Here is a 23,380-nt window from a genome sequence, read left to right as displayed (position 1 = left end):
ACTAACTATAACAATTTAACAACCAAATTATTGTGTATTTTTAACACTATGAAATTTAAATTTTATTGTTAAATTGTGTTAAATTATGGGTTTTAAACAAAATGTTTAATTTCTTTGTTTTAAATTAATACATTTGCTATACCAATTTGATGAAACTCTACGCTAAGATAACGTTCCTCACAAAACTTGCATGCACATTGTGCATTGTCTTATTGTGCGGCGTAAATTCTTGGGCGCAACAAGCTGATAGTATTCGCATTAGCTTAAAAAACAGAACGAAAAAAGTAAGCAGAATTCCTGAAATTAAAGCCAACATTACACCTTACAAACCACTTTATATGACAGTTGGTGGCTCTGGAATGTTCAATACTTACTCCACAACTCCAAAAAATACAACGGTTGTAGCAAAAGATAAATTGTTAACCATCGTAAAAATATATCCGAACCCTGTAGAAGATCAATTAAATATTATCTTATCTATCGGAAAAGATGGCACGCAGACTACGATCAAAATCATCGATTTATTGGGAAATGAAGTGGCAACACTTTCAAATGAACGCTTAAATGCTGGTGAACAGACCAAAAGCTTCGTCATTCCAAACAGGATTAATCCTGGTATTTACTTTTTGAGGGTCATTGCCGGCTCAGAAAGCCAGGTAAAACGGATCTCAGTTTTATAACACCATTTTCTTTTCTATTTTTGATTGATGTGGATTTAATTCCCATCTATTTTATCATTTCATATTCTTAAGAATGAAAATCATCGCCATTGGCCGAAATTATGCCGAACATGCAAAAGAACTGAACAATCCGGTTCCAACCACACCTGTAATTTTTCTGAAACCTGATACAGCCGTTTTAAAAGACAATAAACCTTTTTACCTGCCCGATTTTTCTGATGATGTACATTACGAATTAGAAGTGGTATTAAAAATCTGTAAAGAAGGAAAACACATCGCAGAAAAATTCGCCACTAATTATTATGATGAAGTGGGATTAGGTATCGATTTTACCGCCCGTGATATCCAGGCCAAACATAAAGAAAAAGGATTGCCCTGGGAACTTGCCAAAGCTTTTGATAACTCGGCACCCATCAGTATCTTTCATCCTAAAAGTGATTTTGAGGATCTTTACAACTTAAATTTTGAGTTGAAGGTAAATGGAGAAAGCCGCCAGGTAGGCCATACTAAAGATTTATTATTCTCGTTCGAGAAGATAATCAGCTTTGTTTCTCAATATATTACTTTAAAAAAAGGCGATTTAATTTTTACCGGAACACCGCAGGGTGTCGGAAAAATAAATAAAGGTGATAAACTGGAAGCCTGGTTGGAAGGAAAGCAACTTTTAAATTTTGATGTAAAGTAACGAATGATTAAAAACCCGATCCAATACAAGTTTAAATTTTCCATTTCAATTTGCCTTTTATTTGCTTCAACTTTTGTTCAGGCGCAACAGATTTACAGTACGAATAAATACCCGATTACAGATTTCAGACAACCTTTGGACATTAGTCCTCCTGCCCTCGCGGGTTCATTTGGCGAAATCCGTGGCAATCACTTCCACTCCGGAATTGATTTCAGGACCAATCAGCGCGAGGGTTACCCTGTTTATGCCGTTGCAGATGGATATATTTCGAGGTTAAGGGTTCAGAACAGTGGTTTCGGACAGGCACTGTACATCAATCATCCTAATGGTTTCACTACCGTATACGGCCACCTTCAACGGTTTGCTCCCAAGATTGCAAGCATTGTTAAAAACCTTGAATACGAAAAAAAATCATTTGAAATTGATGAGTTTCCCGATGCCACATTAATTCCGGTACATAAAGGCGAGATTATTGCCTGGTCTGGTAACCGTGGTAGTTCAGGCGGTCCGCATCTACATTTCGAAATCAGAGATACCAAAACGGAAGAAACCATAAACCCGCAGTTTTTCGGAATCATCATACCCGATAACATTCCGCCTGTTATTCATGGTTTGTATGTATATCGTTTAAATGGCAAAACCTTTAACGAAAATACACCTAAACAAGTCATCGGCATTAGCGGAGCAAACGGCAATTATAAAACCACAGCCCCCATCAGTTTAACAGGCGAGGTTGGCTTTGGCATCATGGTAACCGATCGGCATAATGGTTTATCGGGCACCAACGGGGTGTATTCGATCCAACTGGAGGTTGATGGAAAGAAAATATATACTTCTGCCCTTGAACGCTTTGCGTTTGAAGACAGTAAGGCCATCAACTCGCATATCGATTACCCAACTTATTTAAATACCAAAAGAAGTATTCAGAAAAGTTTTGTCGATCCCGGTAACCCTTTAAAAATTTATAGTGGTTTGGTAAACAGTGGCAGGATTAATTTCAACGACGGTGCTTCGCATCAGTTACGCTACATTATAACTGATTCGAAAGGGAACTTGTCTGTTCTGCCTTTTACCGTAAATGCAGGTAGTGCACCTTTTGCAGCACCAGTTATTCCAGCCGGAATAATTTATCCGTATAATAAGGTGAATGAATTTAATACCGACGACATTAAAGTGGTTTTCCCACTCAGGACATTGTATAGCGATTTAAATTTCACTTATAAAAAATTGCCTAAACCAACGGGAAATGCCTGGTCGGCTGTACATCAGATTCATAATAAGTACACGCCTTTGCATATTGGCTTCGATATCTCGATCAAGGCTGATAACCTTCCAGAAAACTTAAGAAGCAAAGCCCTAATTGTAAATAGCAACGGTACATCTCAGGGCGGGTTTTTCGAGAATGGCTATGTTAAGGCTACTCCAAAAAACTTCGGCAGTTTTTATATCGCTACCGATACCCTTGCGCCAAGGATAGTACCTGTAAATATTGCTGAAGGGAAAAACATGGCCGGTTTATCTAAAATATTTTTCAGGATCAGTGATAATTTATCAGGGATAAAAAGTTTTAATGGTTATATCGATGGCAAATGGGCATTAATGGAGTTTGACACGAAAACAGCTACACTTTGGCACAGCTTTGATGAAAGAACAGCTTCAGGAAAGCATACATTGGAATTAGTTGTGGCAGACATGAAAGAGAATACCCGAAAATACACAGTAACATTTTTTAGATAGAGACAAGATGTATAGCATTATTGGATTTCATGACCATATTAATATCAATTTTTCACAATTTAGACCAAGAAATGTTTTCTTTTAACACAAATTGAACAGTATAATAAGTTAAACTGTTTAAATTGCATGCACTATTAAGCATTCAATCATAATAACATTCAAAATTCAATCATTATACATATGGCAGCGTTAAAAGAAGGTGATCAGGCACCGGCAATTACATCAAAAGATCAAAACGGCATTGAAGTTTCTTTAAGTGATTATCAGGGTAAAACGGTTGTTCTGTATTTTTACCCTAAAGATGATACACCAGGCTGTACCGCCGAAGCTTGCGATTTCAGGGATAACTATCGGGGCTTACAAGCAAAAGGCATTGTGGTTTTAGGTGTTAGCGTTGATGATGAAAAATCGCATCAGAAGTTTGTTACCAAGCATAACTTGCCATTCACCCTGCTTGCCGATACCGGCCAGAAAATTGTAAACGACTATGGTGTTTGGGCAGAAAAAAATATGTATGGCAAAAAATACATGGGTACAGTACGCACCACTTTCATTATAGATGGCGATGGAAAAATTACCCATATCATCAAAAAAGTTGACACAAAAAACTCAACACAACAAGTACTCGATTTAATTAATAACTAATTATGATATAGCGGGTAAAATATTACCTTTGCTATGTAACAACAACCTCTTATTTTAATGAAACATACAATTAAAGAGCTAGAAGATATTGCCTCTCAAATCAGAAGAGATATCGTAAGAATGGTTCACGGATGTCAATCAGGTCACCCAGGCGCTTCGCTTGGTTGCACAGATTTTTTTACAGCTTTATATTTTGAAGTATTGAACCACAAAACAGACTTCACAATGGAAGGTGCTGGCGAAGATCTTTTCTTCCTTTCGAACGGACACATTTCTCCGGTATGGTACAGTACATTAGCTCACGCTGGTTATTTCGATAAAAGTGAACTGGCGACTTTCCGTAAACTAGATTCTAGATTACAAGGTCACCCCACTACCCATGAGCATTTACCAGGTATACGTATTGCTTCGGGCTCATTAGGCCAGGGCTTATCAGTTGCTATTGGAGCAGCATTAGCCAAAAAATTAAATGGCGATAAATCTCTCATCTTCGCCTTATTGGGTGATGGAGAATTACAGGAAGGACAAAACTGGGAAGCAGCAATGTTTGCCCCTTTTAATAAAGTAGATCATTTAATTGCATCTGTTGATTATAACGGACAGCAAATTGATGGCCCTACAAGTAAAGTTCTCGCTTTAGATGATTTACAAGCTAAATTCGAAGCTTTTGGCTGGCATGTAATCAATACCGATGGCAACGATATGCAAGCAATCGTTGAAGGCTTACATTATGCTAAAACACTAACCGGAAAAGGTAAACCAATCTTAAATTTAATGAGTACTCAAATGGGTGCTGGTGTAGATTACATGATGGGCACACATAAATGGCATGGTACAGCACCTAATGATGAGCAGTTGGCAGCAGCGTTAGCGCAATTACCAGAAACTTTAGGGGACTATTAAACTAGATTTGAGACAACAGATATGAGATTTGAGACGAATTGTCGCCTGATCTCACGTCTAAAATCTCACATCTCATATCTTAAAACAAAATGAAAAAATATACATATACAGAAAAAAAAGATACGCGTTCGGGTTTTGGAGCTGGTTTACATGAGGCTGGAAAGAAAAACGAAAATGTGGTTGCCTTATGTGCCGATTTAGTTGGATCACTTAAAATGGATGCTTTTATTAAAGATTTTCCGGAGCGTTTTACACAGGTTGGTATTGCAGAAGCAAACATGATCGGTATTGCAGCAGGCATGACCATTGGTGGTAAAATTCCATTTACAGGTACTTTTGCCAACTTTTCTACAGGCCGTGTTTACGACCAGATCCGTCAGTCAGTAGCTTATTCTAATAAAAACGTTAAAATCTGTGCATCTCACGCAGGTTTAACCTTAGGCGAAGATGGTGCAACCCACCAAATTTTAGAAGATATAGGTTTAATGAAAATGTTGCCAGGAATGGTAGTGATCAATCCTTGCGATTACAACCAGACTAAAGCAGCAACTATAGCCATTGCAGAATACGAAGGCCCGGTTTATTTACGTTTTGGTCGTCCTGTAATTCCTGTATTTACAGATCCAGATCAAAAATTTGAGATCGGTAAAGCATGGATGGTTAACGAAGGAACAGATGTTACCATTATTGCTACAGGCCATATGGTTTGGAAAGCAATCGAAGCTGGTGAAAAATTAGCGGAATTGGGCATCGATGCTGAAATCATTAATATCCATACTATTAAACCATTAGATGACGAAGCCATCTTAAAATCAGTTAAAAAAACTGGTTGTGTGGTTACCTGCGAAGAGCATAATAAATTTGGTGGCTTAGGCGAAAGTGTAGCACGTTTGTTAACTACCGAATTGCCAACGCCACAAGAGTTTGTAGCCACTAACGATACTTTTGGCGAAAGCGGAACACCAGATCAATTAATGTCTAAATATGGCTTAGATGCTGTAAACATTGTTGAAGCTGTTCAAAAAGTAATCGGCAGAAAAAAATAGATTTAAGACATTAGATATGAGAAATTAGATGTGAGATTTGAGACGTTGTGTCTAAGCGAATCTCACGTCTCATATCTCGTATCTCACATCTAAAAAATAATGAAACAAGTTGAAGATTCAGAAATTCTTGCAATGTTCGCTGTTGAGCGCACGCGTAATGAAGCCTTTAACCTGTTGCTAAAAAAATACCAGCAAAAAATATACTGGCACATCCGCAGGCTGGTATTAAACCACGACGATTGCGACGATCTTTTACAAGAAGTATTTGTTAAAGTTTGGAAAAACCTCGATAAATTTAGGAGCGACTCTCAGCTTTATACCTGGATTTACCGTATTGCCACCAACGAATCCATCACTTTCTTAAATAAGCAAAAACAACGGAACAATACACCTTTAGATGAAGTATCATCCGAGCTTGCCGACAACTTAGTTGCCTCATCTTATTTTAATGGCGATAAACTTGAGCTTAAACTGCAAAAAGCAATCCTTACCCTCCCTGAAAAACAACGGATTATCTTTAACATGAAATATTTCGACGATATGAAATATGAAGAGATTTCGGAAGTATTAGGTACCTCTGTAGGGGCTTTAAAAGCATCATTTCACATCGCTGCAAAAAAAATTGAAGCTTTTATTACAAATGATGAAATAGACTATTAAACCTTTTCACTTTAATTGTATCATATATCTGTGATGAACGAAAATATAGAAAATAACGATTGGATGAACGAAGCCCCTGCACTTGCAGCAATTGGGAAACGTAATCCTTTCTCCGTTCCTGATGGATATTTCGAAAATTGTGATGAGGCTATTTTTTCTGCTGTCTTTTTAGATGGATTGAAACAGAAAACAAGTAACAATAATTTTGAAGTTCCGCAGAATTATTTTGAAGATTTAACGGAACGAATACAAACTAGAATTGCCTTGTCTGAAATACCTAAGGCAGATCAGGCCTTTGCAGTACCCGAAAATTATTTCGACACCCTGCAGCGTAGAATTGCCGATAGGATTGCGGCATCGGAACCTAAAAAGGAGACCAAAATTATTCCTTTATGGAGACGTAGCATTGTTAAATATGCAAGTGCGGCCTGTTTCTTATTAATGGCTTCGTTTGGCGTTTATTTTTACCAGAACGGTTCTACCATGGCAGTTCAGCAAACACAATCTGCAGAAGCAATAAACGAACAACTATTGTATGATATTGACGAAAGTACGATCATCGATCATTTGGAAGCGCAAAATACTACATCATCTAATATAAAAACTGCTTCTGCGTCAGATACAGAAATGGAAAACTACATCTTGAGTAATTTCTCGTCAAGTGATTTATCTCAGGAACTAAATAATTAATACAGAAATGAAGAATTTACTTTTTGTTGCTTTAATGTTTTTATTACCCACAACCCTATTGGCACAAAAACCAAAGGGAGAGGAAATAGAATCACTTAAAATAGCTTTTTTCACTCAAAAACTGGATTTATCACCAGAAGAGGCTAAGATTTTCTGGCCGATTTATAACGATATGCAGGCAGAACAAAACGCCTTGCGCAAAGAACGCATGCAGAAAATGATCTCTTTCAGAAAAACTACTGAAATAGATAACCTAACCGATGCACAGGTACAAAGTTTAATTACAAGCGAATTCGACTTCAAGCAAAAAGACCTTAATCTTGATAAAAAATATTACAACAAACTTAAATCGGTATTGCCGATAAAAATTGTTGGAAAGTTTTACCGGGCGCAGGAAGGTTTTAAACGCGAGTTACTCAATAGATTTAAAGGCGGCCAAAGGCAATAAAGAAAAAGACTTACAGCAATGTAGGTCTTTTTTGTTTTAAAGCACTCTTTCATTTCCGTACTTTTGTGCCATGCTTACCCAACGTCAGTTGTTTTTACAACACAATGCACAAACCTCCCCGGAGCCGCTTATGCTCGAATTTGTAAGGGCTAAAGGAATTTACATTTACGATGCCCAAAACAGAAAACACATCGATCTAATTGCGGGTATCGGTGTTAGTAATGTTGGCCATTGCCACCCCGCGGTAGTGAAAGCCATTCAAGAGCAGGCAGAAACCTATATGCACCTGATGGTTTATGGTGAATATGTACAAACGCCCCAGGTAAATTTTGCCAAAGCCCTTGCCGATATTTTACCTCAAGGCTTAAGCTGCACCTATTTTTTAAACTCAGGAACCGAGGCTGTAGAAGGCGCCATGAAACTAGCCAAACGTTATACTGGCCGTAAAGGGTTTATTGCCTGCAAAAATGCTTACCACGGGAGTACGCAGGGTGCCGAAAGTTTAATGGAAAGCGATTTCTATTCCTCCGGCTATGGCCCGTTCTTGCCACATGTAAGTTTTATTCAACATAATAACGTTGCTGATCTCGAAAAAATTACCACAGAAATTGCTGCTGTTTTTATCGAACCTATACAAGGTGAAGCCGGAATTCGGGTAGCCGATTTAAGCTACATGCAGGCTTTGCGGACCAAATGCACAGAAACCGGAACTTTATTAATCTTCGACGAAATACAATCTGGCTTCGGCCGCAGCGGTAAAATGTTCGCCTTTCAGCATTATAATATTGTGCCCGATGTGCTGCTCCTGGCGAAAGGAATTGGTGGTGGAATGCCAATTGGGGCCTTTATCAGTTCGTTGGAAATCATGTCGGTGTTATCGCACAGCCCAATCCTAGGCCACATGACTACTTTTGGGGGGCATCCAGTCTGTTGCGCTGCTGGATTGGCTACTTTGCGCACCTTGGTTGATAATCACATTGTTGATGAAGTAGAAGAAAAAGGGCAATTGTTTAAACAACTCCTTCAACATCCTGCCATTAAAGAAATTAGGGGAAAAGGTTTAATGTTGGCGGTTGAATTTGAAAATTTCGGGATCAATAAAAAAATCATTGATGCCTGCATTTTAGATGGTGTTTTATCAGACTGGTTTTTACATTGCAGCAACTCTATGCGCATTGCCCCTCCTTTAATTATAACCAAAGAAGAAATTGAAGAAGCTTGTGCGATCATCTTAAAAAATATTAACTTAGTTGCAGGGTAAAAGCAAAGCGCATAGCGTAAAAAGCTGAGAGATTAAAACTACTAATGGTTAACTGAAATGAATGTACTCATAGTTGAAGATGAAAAAAGCCTGGCGCTTGAAATGGATGAATTCTTAAGTAAAGAAGGATTTATTGTAGAGCATGCCTGGAAAAAATCTTCTGCGGAGGAAAAAATATTTGTAAACAATTATGATTTCATTTTACTCGATTTAGGTTTGCCAGATGGTGATGGTTTTGAAATTTTAAAACAGTTAAAAACCATGAAAGATCGTGATGATGCTGTAATTATCTTAACCGCCCGTAGTGCTGTTGATGACCGGATTAAAGGTCTTGATGAAGGTGCAGATGATTATCTACCCAAACCATTTTCTTTAAATGAACTTTTAGCGCGTATGCATGCCATTACCCGAAGAAAACACAAGTTAGAGAAAAATGAGGTAAACATTCATAATTTTTTGCTCAACATTCAGAACAGGACCGTTTCATTTGGTGATGAGAGATTAAATCTAACCAAAAAGGAATTCGAAATATTCAACTATTTGGTATTGAACAAAAACCGTGTGGTATCGAGAATGAGTTTAACCGAACATGTTTGGGGTGATATTTTAGAAGTTAATTCTGATTCCAACTTTGTTGATGTTCATGTTAAAAACCTGCGAAAAAAACTTGCAGCAGTTAGTGCAACAGATTGGTTTGAAACCGTAAGGAGTATTGGCTATAGGATCAATTGCTAGAGCGTCGGGAAGCCGGAGGTCTGAAGTCAGAAGTTAAGCGTCGATCTATCAATGAACGAATGACAATTGAACCAATGAACCATTAAACAAAATGAAGTTACAGGTTAAGTTTTCTTTATACAATGCAGTAACCAAAATCGCCATCATCTTGGTGTTGGGGGCTATCATTTTATTCTCGTTAGACAGACTTGCCTACAACCAGCTTGATAACCGTTTAATCAAAAAGAAGAACAAAATCATCAAAAATTTAAATGATAATGAGATCGACAGCCTTTTAAACAAAGAACAATCATTTACCGACTACAATATTTTAAAGGAAGAATTTATTGTGTTAACGGATATACCCGATAATCAAAAAGATTCTACCGCGAAGGTATTTACCGAAAAAAGAGAGATAGAGGGCGATATTGAGGTATACCGCATTTTAAACTATAAATTCTCTTACCATACAAACTGGTACAACCTGGAAATTGGGGAAACGATGACGGCGCTCCAATCGATTAAAAATTCGATCCGCTTTTATATGCTCATTGTACTCGTTGCAGCGTTGCTCATTACGCTGGTTGCTGATTTTACCTTCTCTAATTTTTTACTCAAGCCATTTTATCGCATTATCGACAAAAAAATCAACTTGGTTGATGATCCTTCCCATTACAATTACCAGAATATCCCCACCAGTACCAGTGATTTTAAAATCCTTGATAATAGTATAAACTCTTTAATGCGTAAAATAAATACACTTTTCGCTTTAGAAAAGCAGTTTATTGCTAATGTTTCGCATGAGCTGCTTACCCCCATTTCAATTCTAAGCACGCGCTTCGAAAATATGCTTAACACGCCAGATATTCCGGTAGAGCACGAAAACAAAATCTACGCCTCTTTAAAAACCTTAAACCGTTTAAAGGTAATTATCAACAGTTTGCTGCTCATTTCAAAGGTAGAAAACAATCAGTACCTCAAAACCGAAGAAATTAGTCTCAAACAGGAAATCGATGATATATATGAAGATCTGGAAGATCGAATAGCAGATAAAAACATCAGTTATAATGTCCACCTTTCAAAAGACTTTCACTTTACTGGCAATAAAGCACTGATACATACCCTTTTAATCAATATCATTAATAATGCGATAAAGTACAATGTTGAGGGGGGTACGATTGCTGTAACAGATAAAACAGAAGCCGAAAATTATATTCTCACCATTAGCGATACCGGATCGGGTATGAGCCCGGCACTGGTAGAAAATGCTTTCGATCGGTTTAAAAGGGGAAATACCGAAGAAAATGGCTTTGGCTTGGGGCTGGCCATTGTGCAAAGTATTGCCCGGTTCCATAAAATAGAGGTCGATATTAAATCTGAAGAACACAAAGGAACCAGTATTTCGTTATTTTTTTAAATGAAACTTCCGTGATAAGCTTATCACATAGCTCATATATTTAGGATAGTTTAAGTCCGATGTAAAGATGGGCACAGAGGTCGACGAATCTTTTTGGCAAGGGCTTTGCTTAATAATAAAAAATCAATCCGATAAGAAAAGATATATCCTAATGAAAAACATCATCCCAATGCTAGGAGTAGCCACTTTAATGATGGCATCGTGCCAGGGCGGCACGGCAAAAAAAACACAGACCAAAATAGATTCTACCATAGTAACCAATGCAACGGCAAGCCCCGATTCTATTCGGTGCTACCAGTACATTAAAAACCGAGATACGGCCACCCTATCGTTAAAAACAGCGGATAATAAGGTAGCTGGTACACTAGGTTATAATTTATACGAAAAAGATAAAAATGCAGGCACTATAGCCGGAATTGTTAAAGGCGATACCATAATTGCAAACTATACTTTTCAGTCTGAAGGCAAAACATCAATTAGGGAAGTGGCTTTTTTGAAAAAGGGTGATCAGCTAGCAGAGGGGTTTGGCGATGTACAGGAAGTAAAAGGAGAAACCAAGTTCAAAGACCTAAACAAACTAAAGTTTGATGAATCGATGACTTTTAACAAAATTGATTGTAAATAAAAGAGGGTGCATACTTAAGAAAGAATTGTCATCCTGAGCCTGTCGAAGGACACTTTAAAATATATTTAAGGCGTTTCGACAGGCTCAACGTGACAGTTTCTAGTCTGCATTATGACCAGTTTTCTTATTATTTTAAAATTACTTTAAAGCATCCTTAGCCGCAGTACTCCATTCTTCGCTTAACTTAAGCATATAATCAGAGTATTTTTGTATTTCATCTGGCTTTAGCTTACTTGCCCAGCCTGTTGCCTGATTTGCCCAGGCGGTATACTTGTCGCTTAACGCTTTAATTTCTGTAGCATTTTTACTTTTCACAGCCGCAACATATTCGTCTTTAAGTTTAGCATATTCAGCAAGCCCTTTGTTTACCTCTTCACTTGAGAAAGTTGGAGCATCGGTTTTAACTGTTTCAGTTGTTTTTGTAGTTGTTTTAGTAATGGTGTCTCCATTAGCTGAAATTTCGCTTGAGTCTTTGGTTGTTTCCGTTTTTTTAGTGCTATCGCACGAAACCAATGTAGAAGCCAGTAAGCCTGCTGCAGCGATAGATAAGATGGTGTTTTTCATGATTAATTTGGTTTTTAGTCCTGAACAGACGAAATATGATGCCAAATCATAAAAAATCCGATCAAATACTTAAATATTGTGATCGGATATCTTAATTATATTAAATATGTTGTGCTATAAATCTTCAAAGCGTTCCCAAAAACCATCAACAGGCAGCCTGGCAAATATATTTACGGGTTCTTTTTTAACCGGGTGTATAAACTGTAAACGGCGGGCATGTAAACAGATACTTCCTTTTCTGCTTCCGCGGGGATAGCCATATTTATTATCACCCATAATCGGGCACCCCATTGATGAGAGCTGAACCCTGATCTGGTGCGAACGTCCGGTTAAGGGATCTACCTCTAAGAGGTAATAATCGCCAACCTTCGCCTTTACTTTGTAAGAAAGCTCAGCACGCTGGCTACCAGTAACCTCTGTATTGTAATAAGAAACCACATTTTTCTGCGGGTTTTTAACCAGCCAATGGATCAAAGTAGCCGACTCTTTCTCTGGCTTGTTCTTCACCACTGCCCAATAGGTTTTCTTTACTTCTCTATTTTTAAAAACAGCATTCATCCGTTCCAAAGCCTTACTCGTTTTAGCAAATAAGATTACACCACTTACTGGCCGATCTAAACGATGTACCACCCCCAAAAAAGCACCATTTGGCTTATTGTACTTTTTAGCGATATACTTTTTCACCTGTTCATCCAAAGGCTCATCGCCGGTTTCATCAACCTGCACAATATCACCCGCTCTTTTATTAATGGCGATTAAATGATTGTCTTCAAAAAGGATGTCGTTATCGGTAATTGGCATTTAACCCCTCCGCCCCTAAAGGGGAACTTAAATTTAAATTATATATTGATTTATTTTTTTAAATATTAACCTCATGTAATAAAGCCCCTTTAGGGGTTTGGGGTTAATACTGTTCTTTTTCGTTCGGGAAATCGTTTGCTTTTACATCACGGATGTACGACTGTGCTGCGCCCAAAATTTCATCGTATAAATTAATATACTGACGTAAAAAACGCGGTTTAAACCCTTTTGTTAAGCCAATCATATCATTTACAACTAAAACCTGACCGTCACAGTCTTGCCCTGCACCAATACCAATAGTAGGGATATTCAAGCTTTCTGTAACTTCTTTACCTAAAGCAGCAGGAATTTTTTCTAATACGATAGCAAAACAGCCCGCAGCCTGTAATGCCAAAACATCAGTTTTTAACTTATTTGCTTCTTCTTCTTCCTTAGCGCGGACCGTATATGTTCCGAATTTATAAATGGATTGAGGTGTTAAACCCAAATGCCCCATTACAGGTATTCCTGCCGTGATAATACGTTGAACCGATTCGATAATTTCTTCACCGCCTTCCAATTTAACACCGTGTGCGCCCGATTCTTTCATAATTCTTATCGCTGAGTTCAAAGCTTCCTTTGAATTTCCCTGATAAGAGCCAAAAGGTAAATCGACAACAACAAAAGCACGTTTAACTGCCCTGATTACCGAGGCAGCATGGTAAATCATCTGATCTAGTGTAATAGGCAAAGTTGTTTCATGACCGGCCATTACATTAGAAGCCGAATCGCCTACAAGTAGAACGTCTAATCCTGCATCATCTAAAATGGTAGCCATCGAGTAATCGTAGGCTGTTAACATAGATATTTTTTCACCGCGTTGCTTCATTTCCTGTAAAGTGTGCGTGGTGATGCGTTTGATTTCTTTATGTACCGACATGGGATTTGTTTTGTATTGCCAAAAGTATTGTTTTTTCTTTAAAAAGGCATAAGGTAAAAGGTTTAAGGTTTAGGGGGAATCAGCCTTATACCTTATACCCTACACCTCCAACCTTATTTCACTTTTCTCTTTACATTTCCAATCTAAAACTCTATCTTTGTACCCCGAAATGGAAGGGATATATTCATCTTTTTTTGCACCCAGCAAAAACGGCTTTAATGCCGAAAGCCATTCTTTTTTCAACTCTTTTTTAAATCAAAATCCATATTGTAATTACCATGACTAACTACACCAAGTTACCTGCGATTTTATTACTGGCCGATGGCACAGTTTTTTACGGCAAAGCGGCCGGAAAAATTGGCACCACTACTGGCGAAATTTGTTTTAATACCGGGATGACAGGTTACCAGGAAATTTTTACTGATCCAAGTTATTTCGGACAGATAATGGTTACCACCAATGCGCATATTGGCAATTACGGTATTCACAAAGATGAAATCGAATCGGGTTCGATCAAAATTGCTGGTTTAGTCTGCAAAAATTACAACATCGTTTATAGCCGTAAAGAAGCAACAGAATCTATTCAGGATTATTTTCAGAATGATAACCTGGTTGCCATTTCTGACATCGACACTCGTGCATTGGTTCGTCACATTAGAGATAAAGGCGCAATGAATGCGATTATTTCTTCTGAGATTACCGATCTTGAAGAATTAAAACAGAAACTGGCCGAAGTACCCTCAATGGAAGGTTTAGAGCTTTCTTCTAAAGTAAGCACAACTGAACCATATTTTTACGGCAACCCTGAAGCAAGCTTAAAAGTTGCTGCTTTAGATTTAGGTATCAAGAAAAACATTTTGCGCAATTTCGAAAACCGCGATATCTACGTTCAGGTTTTCCCGGCTAAAACTACTTTTGCCGAAATGGAAAAATTCAGCCCTGATGGTTATTTCATTTCTAATGGCCCTGGCGATCCATCGGTGATGCCTTATGCAGTAGAAACGATCACGGAGATTTTAGCAGTTGACAAACCATTGTTCGGGATCTGCTTAGGTCACCAGTTATTGGCCGAAGCGAACGGTATTGGTACCATGAAAATGTTTAACGGTCACCGCGGATTAAACCATCCGGTAAAAAACATTATCAAAAACCACTGCGAGGTTACTTCACAAAACCATGGTTTTGGTGTAATTCCTGATGAGGTTAGAAATTCTGATAAAGTAGAGATTACCCACGTTAACTTAAATGATAAATCTATCGAAGGTATCCGTGTTAAAGGTAAAAAAGCATTTTCGGTTCAATATCACCCTGAGTCCTCTCCAGGCCCACACGATTCGCGTTACTTATTCGATGATTTTGTTGATGTAATGAAGGGCGAATTAACCTGGTAAAACACAAGTCTTTCTATTAAAGCATTAAAACACTGCTCATATTTATGGCAGTGTTTTTTTATTTAAATTAGAACATGTTGAAAAACCTTTTTATTGCGTGTATTGCTGTTTCATTGTGTTTGTTCAGCTCCTGTATTTCCAGATTGTCGAGACCGGCAATCACAGGCACTATATTGGATTATCAGAACAAACCTGTTGTTGGCTGTTCAGTAGGCGAAGCTATCACCGATGCAAATGGCAAGTTTTATTTAAAAGAACTCCGCTATAGTAAATTTTTCATACCCGAAATCTTCATAATGGAAGCTCCTCCCCTTCACTTTTCTGAAATTATAAAAAAAGAAGGATTTTTGAGTTACAACATAGAAGGACATAACCCTTTTGGCGGCGGACAGGGAAAGGGGGCAGCTACTAGCATCGACACAATCTATATAAAAAGAATAAATGAAGTACTTAACGCTAAAGATTACATTTATGCGAACTGGAAATTTGCCGCAAATAAAAACTTAGACACCCTCTATGGCACAAATGCCAATTTCAGGCTTCAAAATTCAGTAACCAATAACAGGGAATTTGTAGAGAAAATACAATATGGGTTAATCTATAAATTTAGCGCGACAAAGAAACCAGACACCGCGTGGAGTGCTGAATCATATGATCTAAAAACTACCTACTGGGTATCGCTTAAAACCAATGGAACCTTTATGGGAAAAAAGGTACGCCAATACCAAAACCCCTGGAAACACAGAATGGAATACGATCGCACTTATAGAGAATCGTATGTTATTCCTGACGACAGTATAAATACAAAAGGAAAGTTTAGTTTTCTAAAAGATCAAATTGTTTTCGACGAAGCTTTTAACAAGACAAAAAGCACTTATAAAATAGACTCAATTGATCGCGATGTGATCATTTTAACCAAAAAGAGCACCAATTAATGTTTTTACCTACTACAAACATCATTTTACCGACATTTTCGGTTATCCATCTACAAATTCATTCTCTATTCATTTAAAGCTGCTTACATTCGCAATATGGAAACAAAAAAAGCCATTATTAGTGTTAAAAACCTGGTAAAAAAATATGATGATTTCGTGGCCGTTCAAGGGCTTAGCTTTGAAGTTTACGAGCATGAGATTTTTGGTTTGCTTGGCCCTAATGGCGCCGGAAAAACCACTACCCTCGAAATTATTGAAACCCTAAGGGATAAAACCTCCGGCGAAATTATCGTCGATGGTTTTTCTGTCGACAAACAGCCGCAGGATATTAAACAGATTATCGGTGTACAGCTACAGGCAGCTGGTTATTACCCAAATCTGAATCTCATCGAACTGATCGAACTTTTTGCTGGTTTATATGGTGCCAACATCAAACCGATGGAAATGCTGGAGAAAGTAAACCTTCAGGATAAAGCCAAAGCCAAATACAAAGCACTTTCTGGCGGACAGAAACAGCGTTTCTCTATAGCCACTACATTAATCAACCAACCCAAGATTATTTTTTTGGATGAGCCTACAACGGGTTTAGACCCACAGGCCAGAAGAAATCTCTGGGATCTGATTACCGAAATCCGTAATGCAGGTACTACCGTTGTAATTACCACGCACTACATGGATGAGGCGGAGCAGCTTTGCGATCGCGTTGCTTTCGTAGAACGCGGACAGATTATCGCGCTGGACACTCCTGATAATTTAATAGATAAATTAGTGAGCAGCGGTTTTGAACGCAAAAAAGAGGTTAAAAAGGCCAATCTGGAAGATGTTTTCATCAACCTTACCGGCCAGGAATGGAGAGAATAAGCCCCTAGTCTCCAGAAGTGGGAACTTGAAACCTAGTGCTTAATACATTTTTAAAAAATAAAATCCAGCAGAACTAATATGCAAAAAGATATACACGAAAGAAATTCAAACTCCCCTTCAGGGGCTGGAGGTTACAGTAACACCACAGCAACCCTTGCCCTTGCCAAAGCGAGTTTCCGATCGATTATGAGAAGCCCATCGGCAGTGGTATTTACCCTTGCTTTTCCCTTAATATTTATTTTAGTCTTCGGATTTTTAGGTGGTGGCGGAACACGCATCGATGTGGGGATAACACCAGGCTCTGATGTAAACAACCCGGTAATGGGCATGCTGGAAAAAACAGGAATGATCCGCCTGGTTAAAGATAAATCGAAAGCTGAGTTCGACAAACTGTTAGAAAAAGGCAATGTTGACGCTATGATTGATGTGCATAGAAAAGTAAATTCTGCTGCTTATTCAGTCAACGTAGTATACACCTCTGCATCGAGAGATAAAGGCGGGATTTTAAAATCGGTTTTAAATAATATTTTTTACGATAAAACCTTAAAACCGACAGTAGCAGAGATAAAAGAAAGCACTATTACTGGCCGCGAATATAAAACCATCGATTTTATACTTCCTGGGCAGTTGGGTTTCTCGCTATTAAGCACAGGTGTTTTCGGAACTGCATTCGTTTTTTTAAGTCTGCGCCAAACCCTGGTAATTAAACGCTTTTTTGCTACACCTGTTAAACGATCGAGTATTGTAATCGGCGAAGGTATTGCCCGCATTGGTTTTGCCTTAATTGGCGCATTGTTTATCATTTTGATAGGTCATTTCTTTTTTGGCTTTACACTCGTACATGGTGCGCTCACCGTCGTCAATATGCTTATACTGGCTACGCTTGGTGTGATTGTTTTCATGGGTTTTGGCTTTATCATTTCAGGCATTGCCAAAAACGAAAGTATGGTACCACCCATCTCGAACATCGTTACTTTACCACAGTTTTTACTTTCGGGAACATTTTTTTCTATAGAAGCTTTTCCAAGTTGGTTACAGCCCATTAGCAGAGCTTTACCCCTTACCTATTTAAACGATGCCATGCGTAAAGTAGCTTTTGAAGGCTTGGGTTTATGGGATGTTAAATTCCAGATTATGATCCTATTACTTTGGGGCATTGGTATTTATGCCGTTGCGGTAAAGGTATTTAAATGGGAATAACTAAATAAAGAGGGTTATTAAATGGTAGCAAATCAAGCTATCATTTTTTTGGATAAAAGTCTTTAATATCGGATAAGTAAATTTTTAAATCCAACCGATAATTAATATATTTGGGTATGTGGGAATTCGATTTAAGCGATTTAGAAGAACTACTACCTCAAATAGATAGGTTGTACGAAAAAAAAGCCAGGTTAGAAACCTCAAGGCCACTGCCCAATAGCGCGTTACACCGCATCAAAGAAGACCTCACCTTAGAATGGACTTACAACTCCAATAGCATAGAAGGAAACACCTTAAGCCTGAAAGAAACCCAAATGGTTTTACAAGAAGGTATGACCGTTAAAGGCAAATCATTGAGGGAGCATTTCGAAGCCTATAACCACGAAAAAGCCATCGATTACCTCTATACCTTAGTCAACAAAAACTATGCGCTTAGAAGTATCGATATTTTATCGCTTCATGGCTTAGTGCTCAGAAGTATTGAAGATGATTATGCAGGCCGCTTAAGAAATGGTGGTGTTCGTATTGTTGGTGCAAATTTTACACCGCCAAATGCTAACAAGGTTTCTGATCTATTAGATGAATTAATTGGCTTCATTAATGATAACCCATTAGGATTAAATGATATCCTATTGTCTACTATTTTTCATCATAAATTGGTTTGGATTCATCCTTTTTTTGATGGAAATGGCCGCACGGTAAGGCTTGCCATGAATTTACTACTCATGCGAAATGGCTTCCCTCCTGCTATTATCCTCAAAAACGACAGAAAGAAATACTACGAGGCACTTAACCAAGCCAACAAGGGCAATTACCATAAGCTTTGTTTGTTAATGCTGCAGGCCCTGGAGCGCTCGTTAAACATCTACATAAATGCATTGCCGGGAAACACGTACGGAGATTACGAACCCATATCGCATATCGTTTCGGAACCTGATGTTCCGTATGGGCAAGAGTACGTGAGTTTGTTAGCGAGGCAAGGTAAAATAGATGCTTACAAAGAAGGTAGAGATTGGCTTACTACAAAATCTGCAGTTCAAAGCTATATCGAAACCCGCAAAAGAAAACGTTAACCTTTTTTAACTTTTTACGGGCTGATATTGATGTAATTTTACCAAAAAATATTTAATGAAAAGTTTGATTATCTTTTGCGGTATTTTACTGATTGCCAATACTTCGAAAGCACAGTTTAAATTCTTGGCCAATAACAGCTCTGAACAATACAAGGCCAAAATTTTTGTTGATAAATGTGAAGGTAATGCTTGCAGCGGAAAAGCTACAATTATTATTTACGAAAAGGCCACAGATAGAGAAGTAGATACCTTCCATTCTGAAGATCTGGATTTTGGCTTAACTGAAAACCAAAATGCCAAACTCGGATGGCTCGATTTAGGCAAATACCAAACACCTTTAATTTTTGGTGATTTTAATTTTGACGGTTCAGAAGACATCGCCATAAGAAATGGTAACAATGGTGCTTATGCCAGTCCATCTTACAACATTTATTTATCATCAAAAGAAAACAAATTTCTACTGAATAAAGAACTTACCAAACTGGCAAGCGAAAACCTGGGCATGTTCGATATTGATAAAAAAACAAAACAGGTTTCTATTCATCAAAAAGATGGATGCTGTTTTGACAAAACCATCAACTATAAATATGATACCAAAAATGTGCTTTACGAAGATTCATCGGTAATTGAAGATTCGAGCATTGCAGATAACGTTACGGTGATTACGCAAAAATTTGTTGATGGAAAAATAAAAAGAACTGTTCAAAAATTTAAGATGAAAGATTATTATAATCAGTAGCAGAGACTGAATTGGTGATTGGATGCGAGATATCGTCATTTCGAGCGAACCCGATAGCTATCGGGTGCAATGCAGCCGAGAACCACAAAGTACTCAGCGAAGCTAAATCTATATGGAGAGCACTTTTGATTTAGATCTCTCCACTCCACCAGGCTCCGGTCGAGGACGAACCTGTTATTAAAGACTTTTCTATTTAAAGTGCTGCTTTTACCAAAAATGGCAATATTTCTTTCTGGAAACTTACAAAGTTCTTACGAACGTCAGAATCGCTAACTGAAGTAAATGCAAATGAAAATACTATGCTCTTACTGGCTTTCAGCAGAAAGGCCAATCCTTCTCTTCTTGCAGGGTTATTCTTAAAGTTATCCAATTGCAGGTAAGCGGCCAATAACAATGCCTCTAGCTGATCTGATAAATGTTTTAAAAACTCCTGTGAGTTTGCATTTTCACGAACAAAATCCCACCCGATAAACTCATTACAGGCCGTAAAAGATAAACGGCTGGTTTTCATCACCAATGCTTTTAAATGCTCCTCTTCTGATGCGTAGCTTAATTTATTATGCAGGATTTCGTGAAGATTCTGATCAAGGTAATCCATCAGGATACTATCCAGCACTTGTTCTTTACTTTCGAAATATTTGTAAATCGTTGCTTTGGCAATACGTGCCTTTTTAGCAATTTCGTTTACACTGGTTTTATGATAACCATATTTTCTAAATAGTTCTTTGGCAGCCTTTTTTACTGTTTCTTTTATTTTTTCAGCTTCCATTTTAATTGCTTACGTGTATTAGTGTGTTGCCTTGCAAAGAAACATTGTATGCTTTTAAGCTTCTTTCTGCGGGTGCCTTTTGTGGACTACCATCAAGCAGTGAAAATTTTGCGCCCGAACATGGATCGGTTGCGGTAAATCCACTATCATCGGGCACTACTTTACAAATTTTCTCTGGATTTACGGTACTGCAACGATCAAATGCTACATAATTGTTGGATGATATTCTCACAATAATTAAACCGCCAACACCCCGATCAGCTACTAGCATAACATTATCTTTCTGTTTAATGGAAAACTCTTGAAGTGTTACATTATAATTCACAGGCACATTAGGAATGTAACCTTCATCTTTGCCACAGCCTGTAGCAAGTACCAGAACAAACAATATGCTATATAAATACTTCATCATTAAATTAAAGCAGATTTAAATTGCTTTAAGAAACGTGCATCGTTCTCAGAGAACAAACGCAGATCTTTAATTTCGTATTTCAGGTTGGTAATACGTTCTATTCCCATTCCAAATGCAAAACCGCTATATTTTTTCGAATCGATACCGCAGTTTTCCAAAACATTGGGATCTACCATACCACAGCCCAAAATCTCTACCCAACCACTGTATTTACAAAATTGGCAGCCTGCACCTTTACAAATAGTACATGAAATATCCATCTCTGCAGATGGCTCTGTAAACGGAAAATATGATGGACGGAAACGCACTTTTGTACCTTCTCCGTATAACTCCTGAACGAAATAAAATAAGGTTTGCTTTAAATCGGCAAATGAAACATTTTCATCAACATACAAACCTTCTACCTGATGGAAAAAGCAGTGTGCACGTGCAGAAATGGCCTCGTTACGGTAAACACGGCCTGGCATAATTGCCCTGAATGGCGGTTGGCCCTGCTCCATCATACGAACCTGTACAGAAGAAGTATGCGTACGCAATGCGATATCGCCTTTCTCTCCACCTTTTTTAATGAAGAAAGTATCTTGCATGTCTCTTGCAGGATGCTCTTCAGGGAAATTTAGCGCAGAGAAATTATGCCAATCATCTTCAATTTCAGGACCTTCTGCTACTGTAAAACCAAGTTTAGCAAAAATCTCTACAATTTCGCGGCGCACTAAAGCTAAAGGGTGGCGCGAACCAATCTCGAAACCTTCACCCGGCAAAGTTAAATCTTGTTGTGCGTTTTCAGTTTTCACCTCGGCACTTTCTGTAGATTCTTTTAAGGTGAGGTATTTTGATTCGGCAAGTTGCTTAAACTCATTTAAAACTTTACCCAATGATCTTTTTTCTTCAACAGAAACAGATTTGAATTCGTCGAAAATCTCTTTGATTATGCCTTTGCTTCCTAAATATTTGATGCGGAATTGCTCTAACTCGTCTGCTTTTTCAGTTACGAAAGCATTAATTTTATCGGTATATTGTGTTATTTTGTCCTGTAACATGGCTTCAAATATACGGCAAATTATCCAATAATTTCAGGGTTGGCGAGTTCAAATAATCTGTTTACAATACCATTATAAAAGAAAATGAACCCATAAACTATAAAAGCCGCTTTAAGCGGCTTTTATAGTTATCGTAGATAGGCAGGTTTTAAATTACCCCCAATTCTTTCCCGACCTTAGTAAATGCGGCAATCGCTTTATCTAAGTGATGTTGCTCATGTCCGGCTGATAACTGTACACGGATCCTCGCTTTGCCCTGAGGCACAACCGGATAAAAGAACCCGATTACATAAATACCTTCTTCTAACATTTTAGCGGCAAATTGTTGTGCAATTTTTGCATCGTACAACATTACCGGAACAATTGGATGGAAACCTGGTTTAATATCGAAACCGGCCTCAGTCATTTTCTCACGGAAATACTTCGTGTTATTTTCTAATTTATCTCTTAACGACGTGGTTTCGCTTAACATATCTAATACTGCGATAGATGCACCTGCAATTGCTGGCGCCAGGGTATTAGAGAACAAATACGGGCGTGAACGTTGACGGAGCATATCAACAATTTCTTTTTTACCTGAAGTAAAACCACCAGATGCACCACCTAAAGCTTTACCTAAAGTACCGGTAATGATATCTATACGGTTCATTACATTGAAATGTTCGTGTGTTCCGCGACCGTTTTTACCAATAAAACCTGTACAATGCGATTCATCGATCATAATCAATGCCTCATATTTATCAGCCAGATCTGCAATTTTATCTAATGGAGCAACTGATCCGTCCATAGAGAAAGCACCATCGGTAACAATGATTCTATGTCTGCAATCTTTGGCTGCGATTAATTGTTTTTCCAGATCCTCCATATCTGCATTTTTATAACGGAAACGTTGTGCTTTACACAGTCTAACACCATCGATAATTGATGCGTGATTTAATTCATCAGAAATAATGGCATCTTCTGCATTAAATAATGGTTCAAAAACACCACCATTGGCATCAAATGCAGCAGCATACAAAATGGTATCTTCTGTACCTAAAAATTTAGAAATTTTAGCCTCCAATTCTTTGTGTACATCTTGTGTGCCGCAGATAAAACGCACCGAAGACATTCCATAACCATGATCGTCGATCGCTTTTTTAGCCGCTTCTATCACTTTTGGATG

Annotated in this window: 26 protein-coding genes; 19 read left to right on the top strand and 7 right to left on the bottom strand. The window is 38.0% G+C overall.

What is annotated here, in order from left to right; all coding sequences use genetic code 11:
- The first annotated feature begins 149 nt into the window (after positions 1-149).
- The 13 genes from ASU31_RS13120 (at position 150) to ASU31_RS13060 (ending at position 11,511) form a co-directional block, all read left to right on the top strand.
- A complete protein-coding gene (locus ASU31_RS13120; RefSeq protein ID WP_225876528.1) occupies positions 150-680 on the top strand; it encodes a T9SS type A sorting domain-containing protein in 531 nt (176 codons plus the stop codon).
- Positions 681-753: 73 nt separating this feature from the next.
- Complete coding sequence (locus tag ASU31_RS13115) at positions 754-1,365, top strand: fumarylacetoacetate hydrolase family protein (protein ID WP_057932759.1); 612 nt, start codon at positions 754-756, stop codon at positions 1,363-1,365.
- A gap of 3 nt (positions 1,366-1,368) precedes the next feature.
- Entirely contained in the window at positions 1,369-3,102 is a 1,734-nt protein-coding gene (locus ASU31_RS13110) for a M23 family metallopeptidase (protein WP_057932758.1), read from the top strand.
- 180 nt (positions 3,103-3,282) lie between these two features.
- The gene (bcp, locus tag ASU31_RS13105; protein ID WP_057932757.1) at positions 3,283-3,747 is read left to right on the top strand and encodes a thioredoxin-dependent thiol peroxidase; all 465 of its coding nucleotides are present in this window, start codon (positions 3,283-3,285) and stop codon (positions 3,745-3,747) included.
- Positions 3,748-3,804: 57 nt separating this feature from the next.
- Positions 3,805-4,650 (top strand): transketolase, encoded by an 846-nt coding sequence (locus ASU31_RS13100; protein ID WP_057932756.1) that lies wholly within the window; start codon positions 3,805-3,807, stop codon positions 4,648-4,650.
- An 89-nt stretch (positions 4,651-4,739) separates the two neighbouring features.
- Positions 4,740-5,696, top strand: coding sequence for a transketolase family protein (locus tag ASU31_RS13095; RefSeq protein WP_057932755.1), 957 nt, complete (start codon positions 4,740-4,742; stop codon positions 5,694-5,696).
- A gap of 99 nt (positions 5,697-5,795) precedes the next feature.
- Positions 5,796-6,356, top strand: coding sequence for an RNA polymerase sigma factor (locus ASU31_RS13090; RefSeq protein WP_025145705.1), 561 nt, complete (start codon positions 5,796-5,798; stop codon positions 6,354-6,356).
- A gap of 33 nt (positions 6,357-6,389) precedes the next feature.
- On the top strand, positions 6,390-7,046 hold the full coding sequence (locus tag ASU31_RS13085) for a hypothetical protein (protein ID WP_057932754.1): 657 nt from the start codon (positions 6,390-6,392) through the stop codon (positions 7,044-7,046).
- 7 nt (positions 7,047-7,053) lie between these two features.
- On the top strand, positions 7,054-7,494 hold the full coding sequence (locus ASU31_RS13080; RefSeq protein WP_057932753.1) for a hypothetical protein: 441 nt from the start codon (positions 7,054-7,056) through the stop codon (positions 7,492-7,494).
- A gap of 70 nt (positions 7,495-7,564) precedes the next feature.
- Positions 7,565-8,755 carry an aspartate aminotransferase family protein gene (locus ASU31_RS13075; protein WP_057932752.1) on the top strand — a complete coding sequence of 397 codons (1,191 nt, stop codon included), beginning with the start codon at positions 7,565-7,567 and terminating at the stop codon, positions 8,753-8,755.
- Positions 8,756-8,812: 57 nt separating this feature from the next.
- Entirely contained in the window at positions 8,813-9,490 is a 678-nt protein-coding gene (locus ASU31_RS13070) for a response regulator transcription factor (protein ID WP_057932751.1), read from the top strand.
- 91 nt (positions 9,491-9,581) lie between these two features.
- On the top strand, positions 9,582-10,886 hold the full coding sequence (locus ASU31_RS13065) for a sensor histidine kinase (protein WP_057932750.1): 1,305 nt from the start codon (positions 9,582-9,584) through the stop codon (positions 10,884-10,886).
- Positions 10,887-11,037: 151 nt separating this feature from the next.
- Positions 11,038-11,511 (top strand): hypothetical protein, encoded by a 474-nt coding sequence (locus ASU31_RS13060; RefSeq protein ID WP_157258002.1) that lies wholly within the window; start codon positions 11,038-11,040, stop codon positions 11,509-11,511.
- A 138-nt stretch (positions 11,512-11,649) separates the two neighbouring features.
- On the opposite strand, the gene ASU31_RS13055 is transcribed toward ASU31_RS13060, so the two are convergent.
- From ASU31_RS13055 to panB, 3 genes are all read right to left on the bottom strand, one after another.
- The gene (locus ASU31_RS13055; protein ID WP_057932748.1) at positions 11,650-12,075 is read right to left on the bottom strand and encodes a hypothetical protein; all 426 of its coding nucleotides are present in this window, start codon (positions 12,073-12,075) and stop codon (positions 11,650-11,652) included.
- A gap of 114 nt (positions 12,076-12,189) precedes the next feature.
- Positions 12,190-12,876 (bottom strand): RluA family pseudouridine synthase, encoded by a 687-nt coding sequence (locus ASU31_RS13050; RefSeq protein WP_057932747.1) that lies wholly within the window; start codon positions 12,874-12,876, stop codon positions 12,190-12,192.
- 103 nt (positions 12,877-12,979) lie between these two features.
- Complete coding sequence (gene panB / locus ASU31_RS13045; protein WP_057932746.1) at positions 12,980-13,795, bottom strand: 3-methyl-2-oxobutanoate hydroxymethyltransferase; 816 nt, start codon at positions 13,793-13,795, stop codon at positions 12,980-12,982.
- A 278-nt stretch (positions 13,796-14,073) separates the two neighbouring features.
- Between panB and carA the strand changes: the two genes are divergently transcribed.
- The 6 genes from carA to ASU31_RS13015 all read left to right on the top strand — a co-directional run bounded on the left by carA (position 14,074) and on the right by ASU31_RS13015 (position 19,994).
- A complete protein-coding gene (carA, locus tag ASU31_RS13040) occupies positions 14,074-15,186 on the top strand; it encodes a glutamine-hydrolyzing carbamoyl-phosphate synthase small subunit (RefSeq protein ID WP_057932745.1) in 1,113 nt (370 codons plus the stop codon).
- A 74-nt stretch (positions 15,187-15,260) separates the two neighbouring features.
- Positions 15,261-16,121: a hypothetical protein gene (locus ASU31_RS13035; RefSeq protein WP_157258001.1), complete on the top strand. Its 861-nt coding sequence runs from the start codon at positions 15,261-15,263 to the stop codon at positions 16,119-16,121.
- 96 nt (positions 16,122-16,217) lie between these two features.
- Complete coding sequence (locus ASU31_RS13030; protein ID WP_057932743.1) at positions 16,218-16,982, top strand: ABC transporter ATP-binding protein; 765 nt, start codon at positions 16,218-16,220, stop codon at positions 16,980-16,982.
- Positions 16,983-17,060: 78 nt separating this feature from the next.
- Positions 17,061-18,182, top strand: a complete 1,122-nt coding sequence (locus ASU31_RS13025) for an ABC transporter permease (protein WP_057932742.1) — start codon at positions 17,061-17,063, stop codon at positions 18,180-18,182.
- A 116-nt stretch (positions 18,183-18,298) separates the two neighbouring features.
- On the top strand, positions 18,299-19,255 hold the full coding sequence (locus ASU31_RS13020) for a Fic family protein (RefSeq protein ID WP_057932741.1): 957 nt from the start codon (positions 18,299-18,301) through the stop codon (positions 19,253-19,255).
- A 55-nt stretch (positions 19,256-19,310) separates the two neighbouring features.
- On the top strand, positions 19,311-19,994 hold the full coding sequence (locus ASU31_RS13015; protein ID WP_057932740.1) for an XAC2610-related protein: 684 nt from the start codon (positions 19,311-19,313) through the stop codon (positions 19,992-19,994).
- Positions 19,995-20,187: 193 nt separating this feature from the next.
- Here ASU31_RS13015 and ASU31_RS13010 read toward each other — a convergent pair whose 3' ends face one another.
- The 4 genes from ASU31_RS13010 to kbl form a co-directional block, all read right to left on the bottom strand.
- Positions 20,188-20,763 (bottom strand): TetR/AcrR family transcriptional regulator, encoded by a 576-nt coding sequence (locus ASU31_RS13010; protein ID WP_029274048.1) that lies wholly within the window; start codon positions 20,761-20,763, stop codon positions 20,188-20,190.
- 1 nt (position 20,764) lies between these two features.
- Positions 20,765-21,175 carry a Rieske (2Fe-2S) protein gene (locus ASU31_RS13005; protein WP_245224539.1) on the bottom strand — a complete coding sequence of 137 codons (411 nt, stop codon included), beginning with the start codon at positions 21,173-21,175 and terminating at the stop codon, positions 20,765-20,767.
- On the bottom strand, positions 21,175-22,215 hold the full coding sequence (gene pheS, locus ASU31_RS13000) for a phenylalanine--tRNA ligase subunit alpha (protein WP_057932738.1): 1,041 nt from the start codon (positions 22,213-22,215) through the stop codon (positions 21,175-21,177). Before pheS ends, ASU31_RS13005 begins: the two co-directional genes overlap by 1 nt.
- Positions 22,216-22,363: 148 nt before the next feature.
- Positions 22,364-23,380: glycine C-acetyltransferase (gene kbl / locus ASU31_RS12995; protein WP_057932737.1), on the bottom strand; the 1,017-nt coding region annotated here is incomplete at its 5' end.

This window comes from Pedobacter ginsenosidimutans (assembly GCF_001442625.1).
In the GTDB taxonomy this organism is placed as follows: domain Bacteria; phylum Bacteroidota; class Bacteroidia; order Sphingobacteriales; family Sphingobacteriaceae; genus Pedobacter; species Pedobacter ginsenosidimutans.
Note: the sequence above shows the minus strand (reverse complement) of the source record. Positions and strands in the feature narration are given on the sequence as shown.